General features: G+C 64.1%; 26 protein-coding genes. 15 read left to right on the top strand and 11 right to left on the bottom strand.

Going from position 1 to position 21,759, the window contains the following annotated elements; genetic code table 11:
- Positions 1 to 24: 24 nt before the first annotated feature.
- From uvrA to EN786_RS11585, 6 genes are all read right to left on the bottom strand, one after another.
- Positions 25 to 2,946: an excinuclease ABC subunit UvrA gene (gene uvrA, locus EN786_RS11610; RefSeq protein WP_135908368.1), complete on the bottom strand. Its 2,922-nt coding sequence runs from the start codon at positions 2,944 to 2,946 to the stop codon at positions 25 to 27.
- 756 nt (positions 2,947 to 3,702) lie between these two features.
- The gene (locus EN786_RS11605) at positions 3,703 to 3,981 is read right to left on the bottom strand and encodes a hypothetical protein (protein ID WP_127311508.1); all 279 of its coding nucleotides are present in this window, start codon (positions 3,979 to 3,981) and stop codon (positions 3,703 to 3,705) included.
- A gap of 73 nt (positions 3,982 to 4,054) precedes the next feature.
- On the bottom strand, positions 4,055 to 4,660 hold the full coding sequence (locus EN786_RS11600; RefSeq protein ID WP_127285647.1) for an ATP-dependent Clp protease proteolytic subunit: 606 nt from the start codon (positions 4,658 to 4,660) through the stop codon (positions 4,055 to 4,057).
- A gap of 16 nt (positions 4,661 to 4,676) precedes the next feature.
- Complete coding sequence (locus tag EN786_RS11595) at positions 4,677 to 5,141, bottom strand: SRPBCC domain-containing protein (protein WP_127285646.1); 465 nt, start codon at positions 5,139 to 5,141, stop codon at positions 4,677 to 4,679.
- On the bottom strand, positions 5,138 to 5,452 hold the full coding sequence (locus tag EN786_RS11590; RefSeq protein WP_127285645.1) for a metalloregulator ArsR/SmtB family transcription factor: 315 nt from the start codon (positions 5,450 to 5,452) through the stop codon (positions 5,138 to 5,140). The genes EN786_RS11595 and EN786_RS11590 overlap by 4 nt, the downstream gene beginning before the upstream one ends.
- 43 nt (positions 5,453 to 5,495) lie before the next feature.
- Positions 5,496 to 5,885 carry a cupin domain-containing protein gene (locus EN786_RS11585; RefSeq protein WP_348627108.1) on the bottom strand — a complete coding sequence of 130 codons (390 nt, stop codon included), beginning with the start codon at positions 5,883 to 5,885 and terminating at the stop codon, positions 5,496 to 5,498.
- A gap of 209 nt (positions 5,886 to 6,094) precedes the next feature.
- Between EN786_RS11585 and ssb the strand changes: the two genes are divergently transcribed.
- From ssb to EN786_RS11570, 3 genes are read left to right on the top strand one after another with little or no spacing between them, the layout of a single operon-like run.
- Positions 6,095 to 6,619: a single-stranded DNA-binding protein gene (gene ssb / locus EN786_RS11580; protein WP_127285644.1), complete on the top strand. Its 525-nt coding sequence runs from the start codon at positions 6,095 to 6,097 to the stop codon at positions 6,617 to 6,619.
- A 36-nt stretch (positions 6,620 to 6,655) separates the two neighbouring features.
- A complete protein-coding gene (locus tag EN786_RS11575) occupies positions 6,656 to 7,054 on the top strand; it encodes a DUF2306 domain-containing protein (RefSeq protein WP_127285643.1) in 399 nt (132 codons plus the stop codon).
- Between the two features lie 29 nt (positions 7,055 to 7,083).
- A complete protein-coding gene (locus EN786_RS11570) occupies positions 7,084 to 7,509 on the top strand; it encodes an OsmC family protein (protein WP_127285642.1) in 426 nt (141 codons plus the stop codon).
- A 30-nt stretch (positions 7,510 to 7,539) separates the two neighbouring features.
- Here EN786_RS11570 and EN786_RS11565 read toward each other — a convergent pair whose 3' ends face one another.
- From EN786_RS11565 to EN786_RS11555, 3 genes are all read right to left on the bottom strand, one after another.
- Positions 7,540 to 8,169 (bottom strand): MarC family protein, encoded by a 630-nt coding sequence (locus EN786_RS11565; RefSeq protein ID WP_127285641.1) that lies wholly within the window; start codon positions 8,167 to 8,169, stop codon positions 7,540 to 7,542.
- A 94-nt stretch (positions 8,170 to 8,263) separates the two neighbouring features.
- Positions 8,264 to 8,641: a VOC family protein gene (locus EN786_RS11560; protein WP_127285640.1), complete on the bottom strand. Its 378-nt coding sequence runs from the start codon at positions 8,639 to 8,641 to the stop codon at positions 8,264 to 8,266.
- A 32-nt stretch (positions 8,642 to 8,673) separates the two neighbouring features.
- Complete coding sequence (locus EN786_RS11555; RefSeq protein WP_127285639.1) at positions 8,674 to 9,204, bottom strand: hypothetical protein; 531 nt, start codon at positions 9,202 to 9,204, stop codon at positions 8,674 to 8,676.
- A gap of 86 nt (positions 9,205 to 9,290) precedes the next feature.
- Here EN786_RS11555 and EN786_RS11550 point away from each other — a divergent pair, with 86 nt between their 5' ends.
- Together EN786_RS11550 and gyrA are read left to right on the top strand one after the other, a co-directional pair.
- Complete coding sequence (locus EN786_RS11550) at positions 9,291 to 10,118, top strand: AraC family transcriptional regulator (RefSeq protein ID WP_135908585.1); 828 nt, start codon at positions 9,291 to 9,293, stop codon at positions 10,116 to 10,118.
- Positions 10,119 to 10,361: 243 nt separating this feature from the next.
- A complete protein-coding gene (gene gyrA, locus EN786_RS11545) occupies positions 10,362 to 13,148 on the top strand; it encodes a DNA gyrase subunit A (RefSeq protein ID WP_127285637.1) in 2,787 nt (928 codons plus the stop codon).
- A gap of 71 nt (positions 13,149 to 13,219) precedes the next feature.
- On the opposite strand, the gene EN786_RS11540 is transcribed toward gyrA, so the two are convergent.
- Entirely contained in the window at positions 13,220 to 13,363 is a 144-nt protein-coding gene (locus EN786_RS11540) for a hypothetical protein (RefSeq protein ID WP_127285636.1), read from the bottom strand.
- Positions 13,364 to 13,555: 192 nt separating this feature from the next.
- Between EN786_RS11540 and coaD the strand changes: the two genes are divergently transcribed.
- The 7 genes from coaD to tgt all read left to right on the top strand — a co-directional run bounded on the left by coaD (position 13,556) and on the right by tgt (position 18,191).
- The gene (coaD, locus tag EN786_RS11535; protein ID WP_126054740.1) at positions 13,556 to 14,056 is read left to right on the top strand and encodes a pantetheine-phosphate adenylyltransferase; all 501 of its coding nucleotides are present in this window, start codon (positions 13,556 to 13,558) and stop codon (positions 14,054 to 14,056) included.
- A 74-nt stretch (positions 14,057 to 14,130) separates the two neighbouring features.
- The gene (locus tag EN786_RS11530; RefSeq protein WP_127285966.1) at positions 14,131 to 14,718 is read left to right on the top strand and encodes a peptidylprolyl isomerase; all 588 of its coding nucleotides are present in this window, start codon (positions 14,131 to 14,133) and stop codon (positions 14,716 to 14,718) included.
- 27 nt (positions 14,719 to 14,745) lie between these two features.
- Positions 14,746 to 15,258 carry a peptidylprolyl isomerase gene (locus EN786_RS11525; protein WP_127285967.1) on the top strand — a complete coding sequence of 171 codons (513 nt, stop codon included), beginning with the start codon at positions 14,746 to 14,748 and terminating at the stop codon, positions 15,256 to 15,258.
- Positions 15,259 to 15,271: 13 nt separating this feature from the next.
- A complete protein-coding gene (locus EN786_RS11520; protein ID WP_127310645.1) occupies positions 15,272 to 15,721 on the top strand; it encodes a DMT family transporter in 450 nt (149 codons plus the stop codon).
- Positions 15,721 to 16,809, top strand: a complete 1,089-nt coding sequence (gene queA / locus EN786_RS11515) for a tRNA preQ1(34) S-adenosylmethionine ribosyltransferase-isomerase QueA (protein ID WP_127285969.1) — start codon at positions 15,721 to 15,723, stop codon at positions 16,807 to 16,809. The genes EN786_RS11520 and queA overlap by 1 nt, the downstream gene beginning before the upstream one ends.
- Positions 16,799 to 17,068: a hypothetical protein gene (locus EN786_RS11510; RefSeq protein ID WP_127285970.1), complete on the top strand. Its 270-nt coding sequence runs from the start codon at positions 16,799 to 16,801 to the stop codon at positions 17,066 to 17,068. The genes queA and EN786_RS11510 overlap by 11 nt, the downstream gene beginning before the upstream one ends.
- Positions 17,061 to 18,191 (top strand): tRNA guanosine(34) transglycosylase Tgt, encoded by a 1,131-nt coding sequence (gene tgt / locus EN786_RS11505; RefSeq protein ID WP_127310646.1) that lies wholly within the window; start codon positions 17,061 to 17,063, stop codon positions 18,189 to 18,191. Before EN786_RS11510 ends, tgt begins: the two co-directional genes overlap by 8 nt.
- Before the next feature lie 5 nt (positions 18,192 to 18,196).
- Here tgt and EN786_RS11500 read toward each other — a convergent pair whose 3' ends face one another.
- On the bottom strand, positions 18,197 to 18,616 hold the full coding sequence (locus EN786_RS11500) for a DUF4864 domain-containing protein (RefSeq protein ID WP_127285972.1): 420 nt from the start codon (positions 18,614 to 18,616) through the stop codon (positions 18,197 to 18,199).
- A gap of 215 nt (positions 18,617 to 18,831) precedes the next feature.
- On the opposite strand from EN786_RS11500, the gene EN786_RS11495 reads away from it, so the two are divergent.
- The 3 genes from EN786_RS11495 (at position 18,832) to EN786_RS11485 (ending at position 21,733) form a co-directional block, all read left to right on the top strand.
- Entirely contained in the window at positions 18,832 to 19,068 is a 237-nt protein-coding gene (locus EN786_RS11495; RefSeq protein WP_127285973.1) for an Lrp/AsnC ligand binding domain-containing protein, read from the top strand.
- Between the two features lie 172 nt (positions 19,069 to 19,240).
- Positions 19,241 to 20,653: a circularly permuted type 2 ATP-grasp protein gene (locus EN786_RS11490; RefSeq protein ID WP_187331400.1), complete on the top strand. Its 1,413-nt coding sequence runs from the start codon at positions 19,241 to 19,243 to the stop codon at positions 20,651 to 20,653.
- A 138-nt stretch (positions 20,654 to 20,791) separates the two neighbouring features.
- Complete coding sequence (locus tag EN786_RS11485) at positions 20,792 to 21,733, top strand: alpha-E domain-containing protein (protein ID WP_127285975.1); 942 nt, start codon at positions 20,792 to 20,794, stop codon at positions 21,731 to 21,733.
- Positions 21,734 to 21,759: the final 26 nt, after the last annotated feature.

Raw genomic sequence — 21,759 nt, 5'->3', positions numbered from 1 at the left:
TCCAGGCACTGACGATCCGGGCACTCACTCCGCCGCTTCGCGCTTGCCTCCGGGCCGCCGCTCCAGCAGCTCCTTGAGGAACTGGCCGGTGTAGCTGCGCTTCTCGCGCACGATCGCTTCCGGCGTGCCGGAGGCGACCAGCTCGCCGCCGCCGTCGCCGCCTTCGGGGCCGAGGTCGAGCACCCAGTCGGCGGTCTTGATGACTTCGAGATTGTGCTCGATGACCACCACCGTGTTGCCCTGGTCGACCAGCTCATGCAGCACTTCGAGCAGCTTGGCGACGTCGTGGAAATGCAGGCCGGTGGTCGGCTCGTCGAGGATGTAGAGCGTCTTGCCTGTCGCCTTGCGCGACAATTCCTTGGCCAGCTTGATACGCTGCGCCTCGCCGCCCGACAGGGTCGTCGCCTGCTGGCCGATATGGATGTAGCCGAGGCCGACCTGCTTCAGCGTCTCCAGCTTGTCGCGAACCCCGGGCACGGCAGCGAAGAAGTCGACGCCTTCCTCGACCGTCATGTCGAGCACGTCGGCGATCGACTTGCCCTTGAACAGCACGTCGAGCGTCTCGCGGTTGTAGCGCTTGCCGTGGCAGACGTCGCAGGTGACGTAGACGTCGGGCAGGAAGTGCATCTCGATCTTGATGACGCCGTCGCCCTGGCAGGCCTCGCAGCGGCCGCCCTTGACGTTGAACGAGAAGCGTCCCGGCTGATAGCCGCGCGCCTTGGCCTCGGGCAGCCCGGCGAACCAGTCGCGGATCGGCGTGAAGGCGCCGGTATAGGTGGCGGGATTGGAACGCGGCGTGCGGCCGATCGGCGACTGGTCGATGTCGATGACCTTGTCGAGGAACTCCAGCCCCTCGATGCGGTCATGCTCGGCCGGATGCTCGCGCGAGCCCATGATGCGGCGCGACGCCGCCTTGAAGAGCGTCTCGATCAGGAAGGTCGACTTGCCGCCGCCGGACACGCCGGTCACGGCAGTGAAGGTGCCGAGCGGGATCTCGGCGGTAACGTTCTTCAGGTTGTTGCCGCGCGCGCCGACGACCTTGATACGCCGATTCTTCTTCGCCTCGCGGCGCACGCCAGGTGTGGCCACTTCGAGCTCGCCCGACAGGTATTTGCCGGTGATCGAGGCGGGGGTCGCCATGATCTGCTGCGGTGTGCCTTGCGCGATGATCTCGCCGCCGTGGATGCCGGCGGCCGGACCGATATCGACGACATAATCGGCATGCAGGATCGCGTCCTCGTCATGCTCGACCACGATCACTGTGTTGCCGATGTCGCGCAGGTGCTTCAGCGTGTCGAGCAGGCGTGCATTGTCGCGCTGGTGCAGGCCGATGGACGGCTCGTCCAGCACATAGAGCACGCCGGTGAGGCCCGAGCCGATCTGCGACGCGAGCCGGATGCGCTGGCTCTCGCCGCCCGACAGCGTGCCGGAATTGCGCGAAAGCGTCAGATAGTCGAGGCCGACATCGTTGAGGAAGCGCAGCCGCTCGCGGATCTCCTTGAGCACGCGCACCGCAATCTCGTTCTGCTTGTCGTTGAGCTGCGCCGGCAGATCGGTGAACCACTGGTCGGCCTTGCGGATCGACTGCTCGGTCACTTCGCCGATGTGTTTTCCCGCGATCTTCACCGCCAGCGCCTCCGGCTTCAGCCGGTAGCCGTTGCAGGAGGGGCAGGGGGTCGCCGACATGAAGCGCTCGATCTCCTCGCGCATCCAGGCGGATTCGGTCTCCTTCCAGCGCCGGTCGAGATTGGGGATGACGCCCTCGAAGGTCTTGGTCGTCTTGTAGGAGCGCAGACCGTCATCGTACTGGAAGGTGATCTCGCGCTCGCCGGTGCCGTGCAGGATGGCTTCCTGCGCCGCGGCGGAAAGATCCTTGAACTTGTCGCCGAGCTTGAAGCCATAGGCCTTGCCCAGCGCTTCCAGCGTCTGCGCGTAATAGGGCGAGGTCGACTTCGCCCACGGGCTGACGGCGCCGTCGCGCAGCGAAAGGTTCTCGTCGGGCACCACCAGATTGGCGTCGATGGCGCGCTGGCTGCCGAGACCGTCGCAGGTCGGGCAGGCGCCGAACGGATTGTTGAAGGAGAACAGCCTGGGCTCGATCTCCGGAATGGTGAAGCCCGAAACCGGGCAGGCGAATTTCTCCGAGAACAGGATGCGCTCATGCGTCTCGTTCTTCGACTTGTTGACCGAGTCCTCACCGGTCAGGCTGGCGTCGAGCGGCCTGTCGGCGAATTCGGCGACGGCCAGGCCCTCGGCGAGCTTAAGCGCCGTCTCCATGGAATCGGCAAGTCGCGTCGCCAGGTCGCCGCGCACGACAATGCGGTCGACGACTACGTCGATGTCGTGCTTGTACTTCTTGTCCAGCGCCGGCACGTCGGCGATCTCGTAGAAGACGCCGTCGACCTTGACGCGCTGGAAACCCTTCTTCTGCAGCTCCAGGAGTTCCTTGCGGTACTCGCCCTTGCGGCCGCGCACGATCGGCGCCAGCAGGAACAGGCGCGTGCCTTCCTCGAGCGCCAGCACCCGGTCGACCATTTGGCTGACCGTCTGGCTCTCGATCGGCAGGCCGGTGGCCGGCGAATAGGGAACGCCGACGCGCGCGAACAGGAGGCGCATGTAGTCGTAGATCTCGGTGACGGTGCCGACCGTCGAGCGCGGATTTTTCGACGTCGTCTTCTGTTCGATGGAGATGGCGGGAGACAGCCCGTCGATCTGGTCGACATCAGGCTTCTGCATCATTTCCAGGAACTGGCGCGCATAGGCCGACAGGCTCTCGACGTAGCGGCGCTGGCCTTCGGCATAGATCGTGTCGAAGGCGAGCGACGACTTGCCGGACCCTGACAGGCCGGTCATGACGATAAGGCTGTCACGCGGCAGGTCGAGATCGACGTTCTTCAGATTGTGTTCGCGCGCCCCGCGAATGGAAAGGTATTTATGGTCGGCCATCGCCGGTCGCCGCCTCAGGTCTGGAATTCGTGGGATCGGCGGGTTTCTCCCGGCCATCCCCTATGTAGGTAATTTTCCCGCCACGTCGAGAGACGCCACAATTCTCGACAAAAGCGTTTAAGCGTCTTTCGCGCGGGCGAGCAAGCGGAAAGAACAAAGGCCGAACACGCTCCTGACAAAGCGGTGTGGAAATCCGGTCTCGACTTGACCTGGACGTAACCTCCCGGCGATCACATTTTTCGGTAACCGGCTATTCGATGGTTGACGTCTCCGAGCGAGGGGAGCAGTGTCCACAGGTCCAACGGAGCCGGCTGTCTTTCGATGGCCTCGCCGCCCAAAGGTGGCCTGCGAGACGCCGCAGGTTTTGCGATTTGCGCTCTGGACGACAATTGTCGCAACGGACCCAGGAGCGGAGCATGACGCCACCGGACAGTCCCTTGAGGCTCCACACCAAGATGGAGCCGCGGCGGGCATAAGTGCCAGGGCAGGCGTGAGCGTCAGCCCGACAAACCGTGACCTGTCGAATCCTCACAATTAGAGACGATAGTCGGATCGTCGGCTGAATGCCGCGATGCATCCGAAATCAAACGCCGGCAGAACACTCCCGGCAAGTTTGGATTTCAAATCCAGAAAAGCCCCGTCCGTTTTGCGGAAGCAACGGCGGGGCTGTTCGTTTGTGCAAGCACGCTACACCCCATTGCCATTGGAAACATTGGAATCGCAGTCTAGGCAGCGAAGCGCCCGGACGGTAGCCGGCTAGTGGCCCGGCGGCCTGATCCCGCCCGTCGCCATGTCGATGGTTATGCCGCCGGAAATCCTGACGTCGGTATCGCCGATCTTGAACTGGCCGTTGCCGCCGGCGGGCAGCGCGTCGTCGGGTTCGGGCTGCGGGGCAGGCTTGGCGATGCGATAGTCGCTGCTGACGCCGGGCAGCGCGCCCTTCTGCGTCGCGCTGTCATCGGCGACGGCGGCGCCCGCCAACACGCACGCGACCGCCACGATTCCCAGGAGTGTGGAAGAATGCTTGCCAATCATTGCCGGACTATAGGGTCGGCACGGCAGCGATGCCAGATCGCACGCGATCAAATTGCCGCGCGCCGGCATTCCTTCACGCGGCCTTCTTGCGGGTGTCGTAGACATGGTCGACGAGGCCCCAGGCCTTCGCCTCCTCGGCAGTCATGAAATAGTCGCGGTCGAGCGTGCGCTCGACCTCCTCGTAGGTCCGGCCGCAATGATGCGCATAGAGCTCGGTCATGCGCCGCTTGGTGCGCATGATGCCTTCGGCGTGACGCTGGATGTCGGAAGCCTGGCCCTGGAAGCCGCCCAGCGGCTGATGCAGCACGATGCTGGAGTTGGGCAGCGCGATGCGGCGCCCCGGCTCGCCCGCCATCAGCAGGAAGGACGCCATCGAGGCGGCAAAGCCCATGCACACGGTCGACACGGGGCAGGAGATGTAGCGCATCGTGTCGTAGATGGCGAAGCCGCTGGTCACCACCCCGCCAGGCGAGTTGATGTAGAGCGATATCTCCTTGTCGGGATTGTCGGACTCCAGCGACAGGAGCTGCGCGCAGACCAGCGCCGACATGCCGTCGTTGATCTCTCCGTTGATGAAGATGATGCGCTCGCGCAGCAGCCGCGAGAAGATGTCGAAGGCGCGTTCGCCGCGGCTCGACTGCTCGATCACCATCGGCACCAGATTGGCAAGCCCGCTCATCTCGTTTCTCCCTTGCTCAGGCCGCGCGCCGCAACAGCGGCGCATTCGCCGCGATCGCGCGTCCTGCGCCTTGCGCGTTGAAAGCGAGCCGGCAGCCGGCGCCAGCCATGACGACGGCGGGTGTGCGGGCGAAGCCGTCATGGACGATGCGCAGATGCGTGCCGCCGGAAACCGTGCGGGCAAGCGTGAAGGTGACGATGCTGTCCAATGCTGGAAGCTTGTCTGCATCGTCGGCACCGGGCCGCTCGCGCCACGAATAGCGCAGCAGTCGTCCAGGCTCGGCTTCAAGGACTTCGCATTCGATCGGCGCCTCGGGTCCGGCAAAGGCGAAACGGCTGCCCACTTCAGGCGTGATGTCGTTCGGCATCATCCAGGCCGCCAGCAGTTCCGGTTCGGTCAGCGCGCGCCAGACCTTCTCTGGCGGATCGGCAAGCTCGCATTCGAAGTCGAGCGGCGCTTCGGCAGGAGGACGTTCCGTCATTGGTCCATTCCCTTCAGAACTGTCTTCAGTTTCTCGATGCGTTCCGGCCAGAACGCGCGGTAGCGTTCGATCCAGCCGAGCAGCGGCTCGAGACCTTGCGGGTCGGCGCGGTAATAGGCGTTGCGGCCGGCGCGCCGTTCGACCACCAGGCCGGCGCCGCGCAGCACCGCCAGGTGCTGGGAAACCGCCGGTTGCGATACCGTCATGCCGGTGCGCAGCTCCGACACGGTCATCTCGCTGGCGGCGAGCCGCTCGTAGACGGCGCGGCGCGTCGGGTCGGCCAGCGCGCGGAAAATCTCTGCCTCGATCATGGCTGAAGCATAAGTCGATACTTATTGATTTGGCAAGCGCTGTTTACGAACCGTCAGCAAGCCAGCGTCTCACCAGTCCGGCCGGCCCGTCGAACGTCGCTTCGAAGATCGGCGAAGCGAGCACCGCATGGATGTGAAGCGGTTCGTTGCCGACATTGCGGAAGCCGTGCTTCCTGTGCGCAGGGATGATGAGAGACTGTCCTGCGGTGAGCACGCTGTGCTCGTCGTCGATCCACATCTCGGCCGTGCCGGCGATGACGGTGAGCACTTCCTCGACCGAATGCCAATGCGTCGGGGCGCCGACCGTGGGTTCGACCCACTGCTCAAAGATGCAAAGCTGCGCGGCGCCATTTCTGGCCGAGACGTGCATGCGTGTCTCGACACCGGCGCGCCACTGTTCGCGCGGCTGGTCCCCATGTGCGATCGAATTCACCTGGCACTCCATCCATTCCCGATCACGTGGAAATTCCGGGCCGGAACACTACATGCTGCTGACAACCATTGACAGCGCGTCGCCCACATCCTAGAACGAAAAGAGAACAAAAACCTTGTGGGAAAAGCCAGTCACGACGGGCGGCGATTGCCCGCAAGCTGTAAGGTGCAGCGTCAAAAATTTGTTTCGGATGAGCGCGGAGAAGTACGATGGCGGGTAGCATCAACAAGGTCATTCTGGTCGGCAATCTCGGGGCGGACCCGGAAATCCGCCGCCTGAACTCGGGTGAGCCGGTCGTCAACATCCGCATCGCCACCTCGGAAAGCTGGCGCGACAAGAATTCCGGCGAGCGCAAGGAAAAGACCGAGTGGCACAACGTCGTCATCTTCAACGACCAGATCGCCAAGGTGGCCGAGCAGTATCTGAAGAAGGGCATGAAGGTCTATGTCGAGGGCCAGTTGCAGACGCGCAAATGGCAGGACCAGACCGGCAATGACCGCTACACGACCGAGGTCGTGCTGCAGAAATTCCGCGGTGAGTTGCAGATGCTCGACGCGCGCGGCGAGGGCGGCGGTCAGGTCGGCAGCTATGCCGGTGGCGGCAACAGCAGCCGCGGCTCGGATTTCGGCCAGTCCGGCCCGAACGACAGCTTCAGCCGCGGCGGCGGTGGTGGCGGCTCCAGGGGTGGCGGCGGCGGCGCGTCGCGCGAACTCGACGACGAGATCCCGTTCTGAGCGCCAGGACCACGTAACCGGCATTGAGGAGGGGAGATGTCGCTCGGACCATTGCTATCCGCGCCCCCTCCCATTCCGTGGCATGCATTCGCGGCCCTTGCCGCCCTGGCGATTGGCGGCGCGCAGCTGGCGCTGCCGAAAGGCACGCCGAGCCACCGCGTGATGGGCTATGCCTGGGCGGCGCTGATGCTGGTCATCGCCGTCTCGAGTTTCTGGATCCAGCAGATCCGCCTGATCGGCCCGTTTAGTCCGATCCATCTGCTGTCGATCCTGGTGCTGGTCACCGCGCCGCTGGCGGTGTGGTATGCGCACACCCATCGCGTCGCCGCGCATCGCGGCGCTATGATCAAGCTCTATGTCTTCGCCTTGATCGGCGCCGGCATCTTCACGCTGCTGCCTGGCCGGATCATGCATACGGTCATGTTCGGTCAATAGGCTAGCCAAGGCCTCGCAAGGAAAATGCCGTGAAAGCACGCGTCAAATGGGTCGAGGAACGCACCTTCGTCGGTGAGTCCGGCAGCGGCCACAAGGTTGTCCTCGGAACCGCGTCCGGCCCGGAGGGCAAAACGCCGGGGCCGAGCCCGATGGAGCTGGTGCTGATCGGCACCGGCGGCTGCTCGGCCTACGATGTCGTCCACATTCTCGAAAAAGGCCGCGAGGCGATCGAGGATTGCGTCGTCGAGCTCGACGCCGACCGCGCCGAGAAGGAGCCCAGGGTCTTCACCCGCATCCACATGCATTTCATCGTCAAGGGCCGCGCGCTCTCGCATGACAAGGTCAAGCGGGCGATCGACCTCTCGATCGAAAAATATTGCTCCGCCACCGCCATGATGGCCAAGACGGCCACCGTCACCCACGATTTCGAGGTCGTCGATACGGCGGCGAAATAGGGCAATAGGCAGTAGGCAGTAGGGTACGGCTCAAGCAGCCATCAGCGCCTTGACCCCGTCGGCGACAAACTGCACCGCCAGCGCCGCCAGGATGACGCCGAGCAGCCGCGTCAGGATGGAGCGGCCGGTCTGGCCGAGGATGCGGTCGATGCGCTCCGCCAGCACGAACACCAGATAGGTGATGGCGAGGCAGACGAAGATGATGCCGACCAGCGCCGCCTGCGCCGCGAACCCGTCGAAGTGTCCCGACAGCAGCACCGTAGCCGAGATCGCGCCGGGGCCGGCGATCAGCGGGATCGCCAACGGGAAGGCGGCGATGTTGTGGATCATATCCTTGGTGATGGCGACGTCGCCGATCTTCTCCTTGCGGTCCTGCCGGCGCTCGAACACCATTTCGAAGGCGATGAAGAACAGCAGGAAACCGCCGGCGACGCGGAAGGCCGGCAGCGTGATGCCGAACACCGACAGGATCGACGCGCCGGCAACCGCGAACAGCGCCATCACCAGGAAGCCGATCACCGAGGCGCGCACCGAAACCTGCTGGCGCTCCTCGCGGTTCATGCCGCGCGTCACGGCGAGGAAGAGCGGCGCCAGCCCCGGGGGGTCGATGGTCACCAGTATGGTGACGAAGGCGTTGAACAGGCTGTCGAAACTCGGCATCGCTGGTCCCCTCCTGCCGGGCGAAGCCCAAGCTCGCCAATTGGTAGAGCAAAGCGGAAGCGGTGGGAACAGGAAGGGAGGGGATTTCAGCCGGCTATTCGGCTTTGCCGCAGTAAGCCTCAAGCCGGTACCCGTCAGGGTCTATGACGAAGGCGGCATAGTAGTTGTCGCCATAGGCGGCGCGCAGGCCAGGCGGGCCATTGTCGCCGCCGCCGTCACGCAACGCAGCCGCATGGAAGGCATCGACGCTCTTGCGCGTCGGCGCGGCGAAACAGAAATGCAGGCCGGACTCCGTGTCCGCCGAAACCGGCCGCGCCGCTTCATTCACCCAGAGCGCCACCGCATCGGCGCCATAGCCAAGCGAGCCGGGCGACTGGCTGAGACAGCTATAGCCGAGCGGTTGCAGCACGGCATCGTAGAAGCGCTTCGAGACAGTCGCGTCGCGAACGCCGAGCGAGATGTGGTCAAGCATCGTTTTCTCCGTTTTTGCAATAGGTTGGCCGATCAGCCTTGAGTCGTGCGGCGGGCGAGGAATTCGACCTCGAGCCGCCAGGTGGCGCCGCCGTCAGGCGAGCGCTCGCCGAGCCAGCGGAACGAATTCTCGGTGATGCGCGAAAAGCTCCAACGCACCGACGCGCCGGAGCCATCGGCGCCGATCTGCACGATCGTATCGCCCTCGGCGCGGCCGAGTTGCCGGCTGTAGTATTGGTTACGGGGATCGCTCCAGAAGATGTGCCAGGCATCGACCCCGGGATCGTAGACGCGCAGCGTCGTGCCGTAGAACGTCCACGCGCCGAGGGATGTCTGCACACCAGTTTTGCGCGCGGGCAGGATCCACACATCCTGGATCGCCTTGCCCTCCAGAACCCAGCCGAAATGCACCTCGCCACGCCCGGTAAGAACCGTGCCATCTTCGAGATGGCGGGTGGCGTCGAACGTCCAGGCGCCGACGAAGCGGCCATAGAGCTCCAGCTTTTTGGCTAGGTCGGCGTTTGGGCTGGCGCTGTGCAGGGCCTCGGTGAAAGGATCGGTCATGATTGCTGCCTCGTTTGTCAGGAGAGGGCGAGCAATAGCGGCCGGACACGGTTCTGTGCTTGGGGAAAATTGCTATCTTTCCGGCCATGACGCGCGACAAGGAAATTGCTTCCGGGCAAGGCTGGCAGGTGTCGGACGTGGTGTGCACCGCCGGCGCCGGCGACAGCCCGTTCGAGGAAGAGCATCGCGGCTTTTGCGTCGCCGCGGTGACCCAGGGCACGTTCCGCTACCGGACGCGCGAAGGCACGGCGATGCTGGCGCCCGGCGCGATCCTGCTCGGCAATCCAGGCGCCTGCTATGAATGCGGGCATGAGCACGGCGCCGGCGACCGCTGCCTCTCCTTCCATTTTTCGCCGGCCTACATGGAACGCGTCGTTGCCGACGTGCCTGGCGCCAGGCGGCTTGGCTTCACCGGCCCGCGCCTGCCGCCCTTGCCGGCGCTCGCGTCGTTGCTTGCTGAAGCGGAGGCCGCGCGGGAGACAGGCGATACTGATGCATTCGAGGAAATCGGCCTGCGCATTGCCGGGGCGGTGGTCACGGCGAGTTCGGATGCCGCCGATGCCGTCGTCACGCCAAGCCGGCGCGACCAGAAACGGGTCGCCGAGGCGGTGCGGCTGATTGAACTCGACGCGGACCGCCCGCTGTCGCTCGCCGACCTCGCCAGCAGCGCGGCGACCAGCCCCTATCATTTCCTGCGCACCTTCCGACAGGTGGCCGGGATGACGCCCTACCAGTTCCTGCTCAGGACCAGGCTGCACAGGGCCGCCGTGCGGCTGCGAACCTCCGACACGGCGATCTCGACGATCGCCTTCGACGCCGGCTTCAACGACCTGTCGACCTTCAACCGCCGCTTCCGACGCGAGATGGGAGAAGCGCCCGGCGCCTACCGGGCGGGCCGGACGTGCCGCCGCTGAGGACACCCGCAAGGCCGCCAACGGGGCCAGTTCAGCGTATTTGCGGTTCCCGCTCGATGAGGCGATCGGTTGCGAACCAGCCGCAGCGGCGGCAAAACCCGCCGTGGCCATATCGTCGCAATCAGCGGTATCCTTTTGAAATTGCCGTCAAAATTGTCTCTGGAAAAGCGCCATGAAGATTGGAGTTTCGGCGCCGCTTCCTATATAAGCAGCAAGTGATTCCCGACTGGATTGTGACCTGATTTGACCGACCAGAAGACACCGCGCGGGCCGGACGGCGGCCCCAACGGCATCGAGCCGATTTCGATCATCGAGGAGATGCAGCGCTCCTATCTCGATTACGCCATGAGCGTGATCGTCAGCCGCGCGCTGCCCGACGTGCGCGACGGCCTGAAGCCGGTGCATCGCCGCATCCTCTACGCTTCGCATGAGAGCGGCTACCACTGGAACCGCAAATATGTGAAGTCGGCGCGCCCGGTCGCCGACGTGATGGGTAAATACCATCCGCATGGCGACGCCTCGATCTATGACGCCCTCGTGCGCATGGCGCAGGACTGGTCGCTGCGCGTGCCGCTGATCGACGGGCAGGGCAATTTCGGCTCGATCGACGGCGATCCGCCGGCGGCCATGCGCTACACCGAGTCGCGTCTGACCAAGGTCGCGCATGAATTGCTGGAGGACATCGACAAGGAAACCGTCGATTTCCAGGACACTTACGATGCGTCGGGCAGCGAGCCGAAGGTGCTGCCGGCGCGCTTTCCCAATCTGCTGGTCAACGGTTCCGGCGGCATCGCCGTCGGCATGGCCACCAACATCCCGCCGCACAATCTCGGCGAAGTCTGCAACGGCGCCATCGCCCTCATCGACAATCCGGCCATCGACCTGCCGGCGCTGATGGAGATCGTGCCCGGGCCGGATTTCCCGACCGGCGGCATCGTGCTTGGCCGTTCCGGCATCTACAGCGCCTATTCGACGGGGCGCGGCTCCATCGTCATGCGCGGCCGCGTCAACATCGAGGCCCGCGGCAATGACCGTGAATCGATCGTCATCACCGAGATTCCCTATCAGGTGAACAAGGCCTCGATGATCGAGAAGATGGCCGAGCTGGTGCGCGACAAGCGCATCGAAGGCATTTCCGACATTCGCGACGAGAGCGACCGCCAGGGCTACCGCGTCGTGGTCGAGCTGAAGCGCGACGCCGTCGCCGACGTCATCCTCAACCAGCTCTATCGCTTCACGCCGCTGCAGACCTCCTTCGGCGCCAACATGGTGGCGCTGAACGGCGGCAAGCCGGAAGTGATGACGCTGATCGACATGCTGAAGGCCTTCGTCAGCTTCCGGGAGGAGGTGATCAGCCGCCGTACCAAGTATCTGTTGCGCAAGGCGCGCGAACGCGCCCACGTCCTGGTCGGCTTGGCCATCGCCGTCGCCAACATCGACGAGGTGATCAAGCTGATCCGCACCGCGCCTGATCCGCAGACGGCGCGCGAGCAGTTGATGGAGCGGCGCTGGCCCTCCGGCGACGTCGAGTCGTTGATCCTGCTGATCGACGACCCGCGCCATCGCATCAACGAGGACGGCACCTACAACCTCTCCGAGGAACAGGCACGCGCCATCCTCGAATTGCGCCTGCAGCGCCTGACCGCGCTCGGTCGCGACGAGATCGCCGACGAGTTGAACTCGATCGGTGCGGAAATCATTGATTATCTTGATATTTTGTCGTCTCGCGCGCGCATCCAGCAGATCGTCAAGGACGAGCTGATCGCGGTTCGCGACGAGTTCGGCACGCCGCGCCGCACCGAGCTCTCGGACGGCGGCGCGGACATGGAAGACGAGGACCTGATCCAGCGCGAGGACATGGTCGTCACCGTCAGCCATTCCGGCTACATCAAGCGCGTGCCGCTGTCGCTCTACCGGGCGCAGCGCCGCGGCGGCAAGGGCCGCTCCGGCATGTCGACCAAGGACGAGGATTTCGTCACCCGGCTGTTCGTCGCCAACACGCACACCCCGGTGCTGTTCTTCTCCTCGCGCGGCATCGTCTACAAGGAAAAGGTGTGGCGCCTGCCGATCGGCAACCCGCAGTCGCGCGGCAAGGCGCTGATCAACATGCTGCCGCTGGAGCAGGGCGAGCGCATCACCACCATCATGCCGCTGCCCGAGGACGAGGCGAGCTGGGGCGAGCTCGACGTGATGTTCGCCACCACGCGCGGCACCGTGCGCAGGAACAAGCTGTCCGATTTCGTCCAGGTCAACCGCAACGGCAAGATCGCCATGAAGCTGGAGGAGGAAGGCGACGAGATCCTCGGCGTCGAGACCTGCACCGACAATGACGATGTGCTTTTGACCGCGAATTCGGGCCAGTGCATCCGCTTCCCGGTCAGCGACGTGCGCGTCTTCCAGAGCCGCAATTCTGTCGGCGTGCGCGGCATCGCCATGGCCGACACCGACCGCGTCATCTCCATGTCGGTGATTGAGAATGTCGACGCATCGCCGGCCGAGCGCGCCGCGTATCTCAAGCGGGCGGCGGCGGAGCGGCGGCTTGCAGCCGGTGTGGCCGGCGAGGAAGAAGAGATCGCGCTGACCAACGAGGAGATCGGCGAGGAGGCGGAGCTTTCCGACGAACGCTACGAATTCCTCAAGGAGCACGAGCGCTTCGTGCTGACGGTGACGGAATATGGCTATGGCAAGCGGTCGTCGTCCTATGACTTCCGCCTGACCGGGCGCGGCGGCAAGGGCATCCGCGCCACCGACGTGTCGAAGGTGGCCGAGATCGGCCAGCTCGTGGCGACCTTCCCGGTCGGCAATGATGACCAGATCATGCTGGTTTCGGACGGCGGCACGGTCATACGTGTTCCGGTCTTCGGCATCCGTTTTGCCAGCCGCGCCACCAAGGGCGTCACCATCTTCAACACGGCCGAGGGCGAGAAGGTCGTCTCGGTGGAGCGGATTTCAGAACCGCAATCGGACGAGGAAGAGAGCGCCGAAGGCGAGACGGACGCCACGGACGCCGCTCCCGATACCGCCGAATAGGCCTTAAAACGGCAACGCCGGCCAGACGGCCGGCGCAATCAGGACTGTCGCCGCAATCAGGCGGGTCGAATTCAGTAGTGGCGGTAGGGTTTGCGGGCTTCGAAGCGCCGCGTGTTCGTTTTGGCGCGAACGCGCACGGCTTCCTGATGCAGGCCGAATGCGGTGGCGATCAGCATGGCGACTGTCATTGCGGTGGCTAGCATGTAGATCAGCATGTGCGTGTTCTCCTGCGCCTAATAACGGATAGATGGGACTTTGGTTTCATCTCCTGAAGCGGCAACCTAGTGAACGCTGCGTGAAACGTTGCTGATCGTCGCATTCATCTGTCGTTCACGTCTGCGAAAAGGTTCACGGATGCCTGATCAATCGGATTTGCCTTCCGTCCGCGCGCCCGCTAGAAGCCTGCCATGACCGAACGCATCGCCCTTTACGCCGGCTCCTTCGACCCGCTGACCAACGGCCACCTCGATGTGCTGAAGGCCTCGCTCGCCGTGGCCGACATCGTTTATGCGGCGATCGGCATTCATCCCGGCAAGAAGCCACTGTTTTCCTTCGAGGAACGGGTGAAGCTAATCGAGGCGGCGACCAAGGCCGAATTCGGCCGCGACGGTGCCCGCATCAAGGTCGTGGCGTTCGACGGTCTGGTCATCGACGCGGCAAGGCGGGAGGGCGCCTCGATCATGATCCGCGGCCTGCGCGACGGCACCGATCTCGACTACGAGATGCAGATGGCCGGCATGAACGAGACCATGGCGCCGGAACTGCAGACGGTCTTTCTGCCCGCCAGCCCGTCGGTCAGAACTATTACCGCCACACTTGTCCGCCAGATAGCCTCGATGGGAGGCGACATCCGCCCCTTCGTGCCGGCGGCCGTCGCCGGGGCGCTGACAGCAAAATTCGCGAAATAGTGCATGTCGCCCAAAAGTGGATGCAGGTTTTGGGTGACGACATGCACCAAACAAAAGATCTTCGGAGAAATACCATGCAGCTGAAGAAGCTCGCTACGTTCCTTGTCGTGCTGGCCGGTCTCGTGACCGCCTCGGTCTCGGCCTTCGCCGCCGATCCCGAAAACACCATGATCATCACGCTGAAGGATGGCGACGTGACCGTCGCGCTGCGCCCCGACCTGGCGCCCAAGCACGTCGCGCAGATCAAGAAGCTGGTGCGCGAGGGCGCCTACGACAATGTCGCCTTCCACCGCGTCATCGACGGCTTCATGGCGCAGACCGGCGACGTCAAGTTCGGCAACATGAAGAAGGGCTTCAACCCCCAGGCCGTCGGCACCGGCGGTTCCGACCTGCCGGACCTGCCGGCCGAATTCTCGCAGACCGAGCACTACAAGCGCGGCGTGGTCGGCATGGCCCGTTCGCAGGATCCGAATTCGGCGAATTCGCAGTTCTTCATCATGTTCGCGCCGGCGTCGTCGCTCGATGGCCAGTACACCATCGTCGGCAATGTCGTCAGCGGCATGGAGCTGGTCGACAACATCAAGAAGGGCGACGAGGCGGACAACGGGACCGTCAGCGATCCTGACCGGATGATCAAAGTGCGCATCGCCACCGACAAGTAAATCTGTTTTTTCAAAAGGATATCTGACATGGCTGAGATCAAGGACCGCGAGAACGCCCTCATCATGGAAACGACCAAGGGCCAGGTCGTCATCGAACTGTTCCCCGACCTGGCGCCCGGCCATGTCGCCCGCATCAAGGAGCTGGCGCGCGAAGGCGCCTATGACGGCGTTGTCTTCCACCGCGTCATCGACGGCTTCATGGCGCAGACCGGCGACGTCAAGTTCGGCAATTCGAGCAAGCCCTCTTTCGCGCCTTCGCGCGCGGGCATGGGCGGTTCCGACAAGCCGGACCTGAAGGCCGAGTTCTCCAACGCCAACCATGGCCGCGGAACCTGCTCGATGGCGCGCGCCCAGAACCCGAATTCGGCGAACTCGCAGTTCTTCATCTGCTTCGATGACGCCTCCTTCCTCAACCGCCAGTACACGGTTTGGGGCCAGGTCCTCGAAGGCATGGACAATGTCGACAAGATCAAGCGCGGCGAGCCGGTGCAGGACCCCGACAAGATCGTGTCGCTGAAGGTCGCGGCCGACGTCAAGTAAAGGCGGCATAACGATGATGGGCGCCGTCTGGTCCCTGCTTGGCATCCTGTCCGGCGCCTTCATCGCCGTTCAGGCGCCCATCAATTCGCAGCTGGCGCGCGGCCTGGGGCTCCCGGTCGCGGCGGCTGCGTTCTCCTTCCTGTCGGGCGCGGTCGTGCTCGGCGTCATCGCTGTCGTCGTGGTGAAGCTGCAGGGCATTTCGCTCGACTGGAAGGCGCCGGCGCCATGGCTGTTGATCGCCGGCGGCATGCTCGGCGGCTTCTACGTCACGCTCTCGACCATTCTCACGCCGCGCATCGGCGCCGCCGCGCTGATGGCGTTCCTGGTCGCCGGCCAGCTGCTGGCCGGCATGCTCATCGACCGTGCCGGCTTCCTCGGCGTGGCGGTGCGCGAGATCTCGCTCGGCCGCATTGCCGGCGCCGTGTTGCTGCTCGCCGGAGCGCTGCTCATCCGGCTCTTCTGATGCGCGTCGACCTCTTCGACTTCAACCTGCCGGAAGCGCGCATCGCGCTGCGCCCCGCCGAGCCGCGCGATAGCGCCAGGATGCTGGTCGTCAGGCCGGGGGAAGGGCTGTCCGACCGTACGGTGCGCGACCTGCCGTCGCTGCTCGGCGACGGCGACGTGCTCGTATTCAACGACACCAAGGTCATTCCGGCGCAGCTGAAGGGCATTCGCAGGCGCGGCGAGGCACAGGCGCAGGTCGAGGCGACGCTGCACATGCGGGTGGCGCCCGACCGCTGGCAGGCCTTCATGCGGCCGGGCAAGCGCATCAGTGCCGGAGACCGCATCCATTTCGGCCATGACGCCAATTCCTGCTTCCTCGGCCAGCTCGACGCCACGGTGATCGAGAAGGGCGAGGCCGGCGAGGTTCTGCTCGGCTTCGATCTCTCCGGCCCGTTCCTCGACGAGGCGCTGCACGCCGTCGGCCACATCCCGCTGCCGCCCTACATCGCCTCCAAGCGCGACGACGACGAGCGCGACCGCAGCGACTACCAGACCATCTACGCCAGGGAGGAGGGCGCGGTCGCAGCGCCCACCGCCGGGCTGCATTTCACGCCCGAGCTGTTTGCCGCTCTCGACGCCAAGGGGGTGGAACGCCGCTTCGTCACGCTGCATGTCGGCGCCGGCACCTTCCTACCGGTTAAGGCAGACGACACCGCCGACCACAAGATGCATGCCGAGACCGGCTCTGTCAGCGCCGAGACCGCCGAAGCGCTCAACGCGGCAAGGGCGCGGGGAGGGCGGATCGTCGCCGTCGGCACGACGTCGCTGCGCCTGCTGGAGAGCGCCGCCAGGGAAGACGGCAAACTCGCCGCATGGTCGGGCCCGACCGATATCTTCATCACACCCGGCTACCACTTCCGCACCGCCGACCTGTTGATGACCAATTTCCATCTGCCGCGCTCGACGCTGTTCATGCTGGTCTCGGCCTTCAGCGGGCTGAAGACGATGCGCGCGGCCTATGCGCATGCCATCGACAGCGGCTACAGGTTCTACTCCTACGGAGACGCCAGCTTGCTTAACCGAGCGGAGACGAGCGATGGACGATGATCTGGAACACATGGACCGCGACGCTCTGGTCGCGGAGGTGAAGAAATTGCGCGCCGGGATTCGCACCCATCGCGACTCCACCGGCCACGATCTCTGCTGGCATCACCCCGACCTCTGGGCCCTGCTGCCGGAAAAGACCGAACCTGCCATCGCGGTGCCGCCCTGGGAAAAATTCATGCGCGGCTGCATCCGCTACCGGCAGTCGCTCGACGAGCAGGCACCCGGCGCGCCTGTGCACGACAAGGACTTCAATGGCTGAGGCTTTCACCTTCAAGCTGCTTGCCACCGACGGCAAGGCGCGGCGCGGCGTGATTTCGATGCCGCGCGGCGAGATCCGCACGCCGGCCTTCATGCCGGTCGGCACCGGCGGTACCGTCAAGGCCATGTATATGGACCAGGTGCGCGGCGTCGGCGCCGACATCATCCTCGGCAACACCTATCATCTGATGCTGCGGCCCGGCGCCGAGCGCGTGGCGAAGCTCGGCGGCCTGCATGAATTCGCGCGCTGGCCGCATCCCATCCTCACCGACAGCGGCGGCTTCCAGGTGATGTCGCTGTCCAAACTGCGCAAGCTCTCGGAAAAGGGCGTCACCTTCCGCTCGCATATCGACGGCGCGCCCTACGAGATGTCGCCTGAGCGATCGATCGAGATCCAGGGTCTGCTCGATTCCGACATCCAGATGCAACTCGACGAATGCACGGCACTGCCGGCCAAGCCGAAGGAGATCGAGCGCGCCATGGAACTGTCGCTGCGCTGGGCCGAGCGCTGCAAGACGGCCTTCGGCGACCAGCCGGGCAAGGCGATGTTCGGCATTGTCCAGGGCGGCGACATTGCCGATTTGCGCGTGCGCTCGGCGCAAGCCCTGAACGCGATGGATCTGAAAGGCTATGCCGTCGGCGGGCTGGCCGTCGGCGAGCCGCAAGCGGTGATGCTGGAAATGCTCGACATCACCTGTCCCGAACTTCCGGCCGGCAAGCCGCGCTACCTGATGGGCGTCGGCACGCCGGACGACATCTTGAAATCGGTGGCGCGCGGTATCGACATGTTCGACTGTGTGATGCCGACCCGCGCCGGTCGCCATGGCCTCGCCTACACGCGCCGCGGCAAGGTCAACCTGCGCAACGCCCGCCATGCCGACGATCCGCGCCCGCTGGACGAAGAGAGCGATTGCCCGGCCGCGCGCGACTATTCGCGCGCCTATCTGCACCATCTGGTGCGTTCGCAGGAATCGCTGGGGGCGATGCTGCTCACCTGGAACAACCTGTCCTACTACCAGAAACTGATGCAGGACATCCGCGCCGCCATCCAGGCCGGCGCCTTCGAGGCGCAGGCGGCCGAGATTTCCGAGGCCTGGGCGCGCGGCGATATTCCGGTCGTCTGACCGGATCAGGTGCTCAGCGACGTCGACGCCCGCAGGCTGCAGCCGGTGATCTGGAAGCTGCCGTCAGGCTGCTGCTCCAGCGTGTAGACCGCCTCGTAGTCCTTGCCGTCGGGCCCGACGATCATCACCTGCTGGATGATCGAGGTCGGGCCCGTCTGCTCGACCTTGCCGAAGGCATAGCTTTGCGGCTTGCGCACCGGCGCGTAGCCGTTGGTCACCATGTTCATGAACATGTCGACGGTCGGGAAGACGCGCTTCACGTTCGGCGCGGCGAAACTGTAGGCCTTGGCGCCGTCATTGGCGACGAAGGCTTTCAGCTGGCTGTCGATGACCGTCTGCGCCGCCTTGATCTCGGCGTCGCCGGCGAAGGCCGAGGACATGAACAGGAATGGAATGATTGCGAATGCGAATAATGAGCGGCGCATGGCCTGTCTCCGTTGTCCCCGGGGGAAATCGCAGTCCGAAGATTCATCCTAACATACGCATGGCATCGCTTGGTGGTTTCAGCAGCTCGCAAGCATCAGCCATTCGGCGCTGCCAAGCAGCCAACTGTTGCGCATGGCCGGCTGATGCTTGAAAGCCGGGCGGCAGTCTGCCAAAAGGGCCGCTTATTCGCTCACAGGCTAGGCAGGACCGGGCAATGAAGGCATTTTTCGTGCAGATTAAGTGCGATCTCGGCAAGGCCTATGAGGTCGCCAGCGCGCTTGCCGATGCCGAGATCGCCTCGGAAATCTACTCGACTGCCGGCAATTACGACCTGCTCGCCAAATTCTATGTCGAGGACGACCAGGATGTCGGCCACTTCATCAACGAGAAGGTGCAGGTTCTGCCCGGCATCAAGGACACCTTCACCATCGTGACCTTCCGCGCCTTCTGAGTCGCCTTTTGTCGTTTGCCCGGGAGCAAGGCAAAGCCTGACCCGGTCCTGTCGGCCCTGCCTTAATCTTGGGCAGTCCTGACATAACGACCGCCGTCACTCATCAAATCACCGATTGCGCTTGATTTTCTCCGGCGACGCCAGTGAAATGGTCTCACAGGGGAGTACGCGATTGGCAGCGTTCGATGAAATGCTTCCGGAAGTTTCCGGACTGAGAAGACCATATTCGGCTTATGATCGCTGGCTGAAGGAGCAAGACCCGGCCAGGCTTACCGAGAAAATGCAGGACGCCGAACGCGTCTTCCGCAAGACGGGCATCACCTTTGCCGTCTACGGCGAGCAGGAAGCCTCGGAGCGGCTGATCCCCTTCGACATCGTTCCGCGCATCATCTCGGGCAATGAATGGCGCCGCCTGACGCAAGGCATCGAGCAGCGCGTCCAGGCACTGAACGCCTTCCTCGACGACATCTACCACCGCCAGGAGATCCTGCGCGCCGGCCGCGTGCCCAGGGAACTGGTCGCCAAGAACGAGGCCTTCCTGCCTGAGATGATCGGCGTCAGGCCGCCCGCGGGCGTCTACACCCACATCATCGGCGTCGACATCGTGCGCATTTCGGAGAACGAGTTCTACGTTCTCGAGGACAATGCCCGCACACCCTCCGGCGTCTCCTACATGCTGGAGAACCGCGAGACGATGATGCAGCTCTTTCCCGAGCTGTTCCAGCAGATCAAGGTGCGGCCGGTCGAAAACTATCCGCAGCTCTTGCGCCAGTCGCTGGCAGCGGTCAGGCCGCAGAGCACCAAGGGCGCGCCGACCATCGCCGTGCTGACGCCAGGCAGCTACAACTCCGCCTATTTCGAGCACGCCTTCCTCGCCGACCAGATGGGGGTGCAACTGGTCGAGGGCCAGGACCTGCGCGTCGTCGACGGCCACGTCGCGATGCGCACCACCGAAGGCTACAAGCAGATCGACGTGCTCTACCGCCGGGTGGATGATTCTTTCCTCGATCCGCTGACCTTCCGCCCGGACTCCGCGCTTGGCGTGCCCGGCATCATGGACGTATACCGCGCCGGCAACATCACGATCGCCAACGCGCCGGGCACCGGCATCGCCGACGACAAGGCGATCTATTCCTACATGCCGGAGATCGTCGAGTTCTACACCGGCCGCAAGGCGATCCTCGGCAACATCCCGACCTGGCGCTGCTCCGAGCCGGACAGCTTGAAATATGTGCTGGAGCACATCAACGAGCTCGTCATCAAGGAAGTGCACGGCTCCGGCGGCTACGGCATGCTGGTCGGCCCGGCGGCGACCAAGAAGGAATGCCAGGATTTCGCCAAGAAGCTCGCGGCAAAGCCGTCGAACTACATCGCCCAGCCGACGCTGGCGCTGTCGACGTGTCCGATCCTGACCGAGAAGGGCCTGTCGCCGCGCCACGTCGATTTGCGCCCCTATGTGCTGGTCTCCGACCGTATCCAGATCGTGCCCGGCGGCTTGACGCGCGTGGCCCTCAAAGAGGGCTCTCTGGTGGTCAATTCCTCGCAGGGCGGCGGGACGAAGGATACGTGGGTGCTGGATGATTGAGCTGAGTGAGTAGGGATTAGTGAGTAGGCAATAGTGTGAAAGCATAGGGGACTGGGAATGCCGTATTTCATTGAAATTCAAGCTCTTACTACCGCGTACTCCCTATTCCCTACTCACTAGCCCGAAGGGCCACTTCCCATGCTTCTCGGCCGCACCGCCAACGGGCTCTACTGGATGAACCGCTACATCGAGCGGGCCGAAAACATGGCCCGCCTTGTCGATGCCGGCCTGCGCATGGCGCTCACCCGTACGCAGAACGCGTCGGAAGAATGGAATTCCGTGTTGCTTAGCGCCGGATCCGACGTCGCCTTCACCCAGAAGTATCAGGATTATACCGCGGCCAACGTCTCGGACTTCCTGCTGCGCGACACCTCGAACCCGTCGAGCACGATGTCGGCGATCGAGACCGCCCGCAACAATGCCCGCATGGTGCGCACCGCGCTGACGCGCGAGACCTGGGAAAGCATCAACGAGGCCTGGATGTCGCTGAAGCGCATGCTGGCCAAGCCCATCGACGAACGCGACCTGCCGACCGTGCTTGACGCCATCAAGCGCGAGACGGCGCTGATCCGCGGCTCCTTCTACGGCACCATGCTGCGCAACGAGATCTTCGATTTCTCGCAACTCGGCACCTATGTCGAGCGCGCCGACAACACGGCCCGCATCCTCGACGTCAAATATTACGTGTTGCTGCCCTCGATCTCCTGGGTCGGCTCGACGCTCGACAACTATCAGTGGGAATCGATCCTGCGCTCGGTGTCGGCGCATCGCTCCTACCGGTGGGTCTACGACGCCGACTACAAGCCGACCAACATTGCCGACTACCTGATCCTCAACGTGCGCATGCCGCGTTCGCTCACCTTCTGCTACCGCTTCCTCGCCGAGCATCTGAAATTCCTGGGCGACGACTATGGCGAGCGCCACGCCTGCCATGCCACGGCCGAGAAGACCCAGGCGATGCTGCGGGCAGGCTCGATCAAGGATATATTCGACGCCGGCCTGCATGAATTCCTGGCCAACTTCATCCGCGACAACACCAGGCTCGGCGACGAGATCGCGCAGGACTACAGGTTCTATTGAGCTTCATGCTCGCAAACGGAAAATGA

This window comes from Mesorhizobium sp. M4B.F.Ca.ET.143.01.1.1 (assembly GCF_004792275.1).
Classification (GTDB): Bacteria; Pseudomonadota; Alphaproteobacteria; order Rhizobiales; family Rhizobiaceae; genus Mesorhizobium; species Mesorhizobium abyssinicae.
The sequence above is the reverse complement of the archived record's forward strand: the minus strand, read 5'-3'. Positions and strand labels throughout refer to the sequence as shown.